Annotated in this window: 5 protein-coding genes and 1 pseudogene; 1 reads left to right on the top strand and 5 read right to left on the bottom strand. The window is 69.1% G+C overall.

Annotated elements, in window-relative coordinates:
- A pseudogene (locus ACWEK3_RS42000) lies at positions 1-719 on the bottom strand (heparan-alpha-glucosaminide N-acetyltransferase domain-containing protein); the annotation flags it as partial.
- Positions 720-1,359: 640 nt separating this feature from the next.
- Positions 1,360-1,743, bottom strand: coding sequence for a PTS sugar transporter subunit IIA (locus ACWEK3_RS41995; protein ID WP_453252225.1), 384 nt, complete (start codon positions 1,741-1,743; stop codon positions 1,360-1,362).
- Positions 1,744-2,029: 286 nt separating this feature from the next.
- Between ACWEK3_RS41995 and ACWEK3_RS41990 the strand changes: the two genes are divergently transcribed.
- On the top strand, positions 2,030-3,328 hold the full coding sequence (locus tag ACWEK3_RS41990) for a DUF4241 domain-containing protein (protein ID WP_453252224.1): 1,299 nt from the start codon (positions 2,030-2,032) through the stop codon (positions 3,326-3,328).
- A gap of 6 nt (positions 3,329-3,334) precedes the next feature.
- On the opposite strand, the gene ACWEK3_RS41985 is transcribed toward ACWEK3_RS41990, so the two are convergent.
- The 3 genes from ACWEK3_RS41985 to ACWEK3_RS41975 form a co-directional block, all read right to left on the bottom strand.
- Positions 3,335-3,625, bottom strand: a complete 291-nt coding sequence (locus tag ACWEK3_RS41985) for a hypothetical protein (protein WP_453252223.1) — start codon at positions 3,623-3,625, stop codon at positions 3,335-3,337.
- Positions 3,626-3,882: 257 nt separating this feature from the next.
- The gene (locus ACWEK3_RS41980) at positions 3,883-4,335 is read right to left on the bottom strand and encodes a hypothetical protein (protein ID WP_453252222.1); all 453 of its coding nucleotides are present in this window, start codon (positions 4,333-4,335) and stop codon (positions 3,883-3,885) included.
- A 117-nt stretch (positions 4,336-4,452) separates the two neighbouring features.
- Entirely contained in the window at positions 4,453-4,956 is a 504-nt protein-coding gene (locus ACWEK3_RS41975) for a hypothetical protein (RefSeq protein ID WP_453252221.1), read from the bottom strand.
- Positions 4,957-5,053 lie beyond the last annotated feature (97 nt).

Raw genomic sequence — 5,053 nt, 5'->3', positions numbered from 1 at the left:
CAGCCAGGAGCCTCCGTAGCCGGTGATCATGAGAGCGGCACCCGTGAGGGCCAGGCGCGTCCGGACAGCGGTGGCAGCCAGGTCCAGGCGGGCCACGGCCATGCCAGCGATAACGAACGGGATCCACGTCAGGGCCGGGTAGGCGCCGGTGAAGAGCAGCGAGACGATGCCGTCGGCCTCACCGGGCGAGCGGACGCCACTGTTGCCGATCGCCTGCTGCACGAAGTAGAGCACCTGGGGCAGGACGAGGGCCGTTCCCGCGGCCATCGCCGCCAGGGGGCCGGCGCCGATCCGGTACAGCGGCAGTACGAGCAGGAAGTACAGGCCGTAGAAGGCAAGGATCACATCGACCGGAGTGCCACTCATGGTCAGGGCGGTGCCCACGGCCAGAAGGATCACGGCCCGGATCACCACCTTGGCCACTGCCTGGCGCCCGGCCCGCCCCGTCTTCGGCGCCCTGCGCCCGGTGATGAGAACAACGGCGAAGCCCGCCAGGAAGGCGAAGAGCGCGGAGGACCTGCCGTGGGCCAGCTCCATCAGGAAGCCGGTCACGCCCCCTGGTCAGGGTCGGGTCCCACATGAGCCGCGTACATGCCGAATACCGCGAGTCCGCGGGCCAGGTCCAGCCCGATCAGTCGGCCCGTCGGCGCCTTCTTGCTGTCGCGCGCGGGGGCCGGGGCGTTCACCACGGGAGCTGCGACGTCTGAGTACTGCGTCATGCCTTCCAGGTTTGAGCGTGGGCTGATCGCCGGGTGACCGGCAGATGTCCGAGTTGCCCCCGCCATCCGACGAAGGCCCACCTGCCGGGCGCCTGGAGCTGCTGCTCGCGGAGCCGCCCTGGTCATCCGGGGCTTTGGGCTCGGCGCAGCAGTGCAGCAGACATGAACAGCCATCAGCGTTCGAATGTACAGCCGACCGCAGCGAACGGACGGCGAGGCGGCATGTGATCCAGCTCGCGGTCCGCACCGATCTCGGCCGTGAGTTGCGCGTCACCGACGTCGTTCCGCCCACGGCGTAGAGGGCGTCGAAGCAGCAGGCGAGCTCACCGGCGGGCACGGCACCCACGTCAACGAGCATGGTGAACGGAACGGCTCCCCGGTCAGCGGAGCTGGACGAAGGCATCCCGGACGATCGCGCCAGGGGGAGCGATCTGGGGCTGGGTCCCGAGGGCCGGATCAGTCGGTTGGCAACATCGCTTCCAGATCTGCTACCAGGCTTCCAGTTCTGCTACCAGCGACGGACAGTCCTTCGCGGCGCGCACCAGGCGTTCTACGCCGGTCCGCTCGCCCAGCACCTCGGTCAGCTCCTCGAACGCCAACCGGAAGGAAGGCCGGTCGACCGCGCTGAACGCGATCAGTGCTATGACGTTAACCCGGCGGCCGCCCTCGCGTGTGGCACGGCGAAACCGTCGGTGAAAGCGGTCGACGACAGTGCCTCTCGCTCCAGCACACCTCCCAGATACGTCTCATCAATGGCGTCGGTTTCCAGGAGCAGCGCGCCCAGCCTGCGGATCGCCTCTTCTTCTCCATCCGCGTCCAGGTTGCGGACGAAGAGTTCAGGGCGGAGAAAGTCGAGTAGTCGGTGCGGGGCCGAGGCCCGATCGCGGTTGCGGGTGGTGCGGGTGATGGCGGCCCGAACGGACTCGATGTCCTTCCAGGTAGGGAAGACGTTCACCACCACGGGAGCGTCCCGGCCGGACAGGGGCACTGTGGAGATCACCAGATCACCGTCGATATCGTCCACGCCGTCCAGGCGAGTGACCAGCGGTGGGGTGTCCGGCGGGCCTGGGTGGGGTGGTTTTGCGCGGTCGGGCCGGTGCAGGCGCGGCTGTCTGGCCGGGTGTCGGCTCGGCATGCCGGTGCTGGCCGGATGCCTCGCGGGCCGCAGGCGTGGGCAAGCCGACGGCGGCTGTACGGCCTGCCTTGGGGAAGACCGTCTGAGGCCCGGGCCCGGCCCGGTAGGGCCGTTGTCACAGGCGGCGGTTACGTTGCAGCCCAGCACTTACGCGAGCGGGAACCGGGGAGCGGCAATGGTGGTCGAGGTGGGGTACGCGCAGGCGTGGGACCTGGAGGCCCGCGTGGCCTGGCGGCCAATATCCGTGGGGGAGGCCCGTGAGCGGGACGCCGCCGGGCTTCCGTACGTGGTGGTGTACCGGGAGGCGGGCCGGGAGGCTCCGCTGGAGGTCCGACTTGTCTCCTGGCGGGACCACTATGTCGGGCTGTGGGTCTACGACGCTCAGGGCCGCCGTACCTACGACCTGGACATGCGGCTGCTGGATGACCCGGTGCGGCTGCTGCGCCGGTGCACCGTCGGCTGGAACTACATCGGCCCGGAAATGGCGGAATTCGACGAGGCGTGTCCGCGCATCACCGTGGAGCTCTTCCCGGACGGGAGGGGCAGGCGGACTGAGGAGCCCCAGGGCAAGGGCGGGGGCTCGTACGTCACCGTGCCCGGTGTCCGCGACGACGAGCGCTGGACGGACCGGCCTGTCTTCGGGGAGTGGCCGCTGCTCTCGGCCCAGGTCCACGGGCTCACGGAGCCGCCGGTCTTCGAGATCACGGAGGCGGCCGCGGCAGCCGACGACGGTAGCGGGCTCGCGCCCGCCACCTGCTGGCGTCCGCCCCGCCCCGCGCAGCCCGGGCCGATCGGTGAGCTGTTCCGGCCCGGGGTGCGCGTGACCGACGGGTACCACCCCGAGATGACGGTCGTGGAGCCGCGTCGGACCGGAGCCCTGCGCGTCCCCAGCGGGCTGCTGGCCGTCTCCGGCCCTGACAGCGACGACGGCGACGGGCCGCACATCACGGTCCCCGTCCCGCCGGGGGAGTACGTACTGGAGGAGGCGCAGGCCCGCCACACCTACCACTGCGAGTGGCAGGGGAGCGAGGTTACGCGTACGGACACCATGGCCGTCCGCGTGCGCATCAGCGAGAGCCCCGCCGCGACCTGGGAGATGGCCCGCCGCCCCGACGACGACCCCCGCCTGCTCCGGCAGAACGAGATCTTCGGCTTCGACACCGACGGTGCCACCGGCTGCTTCGCCGATGCCGGGGCCTGGGAGCCGCTCCTGGCGCTCTTCGAGAAAGGGCTGATCCAGGGAGACCCGGACCTGGACCCGGACGTGTACGAGGACATCAGCGACTCCATGTACCTGCTGCGCACCCGGGACCAGGCCTCCGGCGGCGAGCTGGCGGCCTTCGCGACGACGGGGGACGGCACCTATCCCGTCTGGGTCGGCCGTTGCGAGGCCGGCGAAGTGGTCGGGATCGTGGTGCTGGTGGAGGGGACGCCCGAGCTCCTCCCAGAGAGCGGAGCCACCGCCGGTGCCTGACGTGACTCAGGCGGAGTCCTGGGACCCGGAGTCCCGTACCGCCGGGCGGGACCTGTCCCGCCCCGATGAGGCGCGGGCGCGGGACACAATCGGCCTCCCGTACGTGGTGACGTGTGCCTGTTCGCGGGTGGCGGGCCGGGTGCGGCTGGAGATGAGTCGGTAGTCGCCGGTGTGCACGAGCATCGTCTTGCCCTGGGTGCCGATGCCGTACGGGAACCGCCATCCCACCTCCGGTTCGGAGGCCGACCTGGACCGGGGCGCCACCAGGGCTTCGGCGTAGTCCCTCGTCGGCAGCACCCTCCTGCACGGAGATCTGTACCCGTTCAACATCATGTTGAGCGCGGACCGTGTCTTCGTCGTCGACCGGCTGCATGCTTGGGTCGGACACTGCGATGTGGCGGATCTGGCCTGACCTGGCAGAACACTGACCTGCGTGTTCGCTTAGCACTGACTGGTGTTCCTCGTGGCCCCCCCTGGCGTGTCTCTCGAACGGGCACGCCAGGGGCACGCTGTCGCGGGTCAGGAATAGGGCAGCAACAAGATTGCGGCGCCTGTCAGTGCTGTGGTCCAGGCATAGAGGCTGCGCGCCGCTGCCGCACCGCGTAGACCAGGTGCACGACCGACATCAGCAGGAAGAGCAGGGCCGCTCCGCCCGACATCACCGCCAGCACGGCCGCCCCGCCGCCGTCGACATCGTCTTCACGCACGGCCACCTGCGGGGCGTCCGCGTGGTAGCGGACGGTCATCCGGGTTCCGACAGAGTGCCTGCCGCCACCGCTGCCCACTGGCAGATCTGCCACCGCGGTCCGACCGTCGGCCTCGAACTCGACCTGGCATCGGCCCAACATGCATGAGCCCCGCGTATGCAGCGTCGCGGCAGTCTGCTCGCCGTCCTGAAAGGAGCGCAGGTGCTGGGCCGCGGCAAGCATGACCAGTGTCGACAGTGCGGCCAACAGCAGCGCGAGACCCAGCAGTAGCACGGCAGAAAAAGGCCGCAGGCTTCCCACGGCCGCGTTCTGGTGCCGCCCGCCCGCAGCACTTGCGTCTGGTATCCCGTCCAAGTCCCTCGCCGCCCGTTTCAATTCCTCTGGACGTGATGGCCCGAGCCTCTCAGGTGCGGCGGCTCACCGTAGCTGCCCCTGTGACCTGGATGGATGCCGAGACTGGTTGTCATCATCTGTCAATTGCCGGATCGCCTCGGACGGCACAGAGACGGCCCCAGGCGGTTGTTGAGAGCCACCGTAGATCCCCAGGGTGGGCAACGGCTGCTGCCAAGTGCCGGCCAGTTCGGTGAGTGCCTCGCGTGCCAACTGGCGCACCTTGAGCCACCCTGCGTCGGCGGTCAGCGCCTCATACGTCCACCTGGAAACCTGCGTCGCCCCGCTCATCGCGTCGAGGATCGCGTCAATGCGTGCGAGGCGCGACTCCATGGCCACGTCGATACGACCAGCCTCGGCGAGGATCGCGATGGCGCTCTGCGCGTTCTCGAAGTCCAACGCCAAGTCGTCGGTTTCGAGTCGGTACTTGTCGAGCCATGTTGTCTGATCACTCGCGGCCACAGCGAGCATCGTGAGTGTCTCGATCAGGTACTTCCACGCGCTTGCTTCGGACAGCCTCTGCTCGCTCATTCCTCTCTCTGTCAAAGTAGGTCGAGTCAGGCATACTGGATGATTCATTGAGTCGAGGGCGGAGAAGGAGTAGTGCCCGGGTGGCCAGCACGAATGA

The sequence above is a fragment of the Streptomyces sp. NPDC004721 genome, from assembly GCF_053601495.1.
The sequence above is the reverse complement of the archived record's forward strand: the minus strand, read 5'-3'. Positions and strand labels throughout refer to the sequence as shown.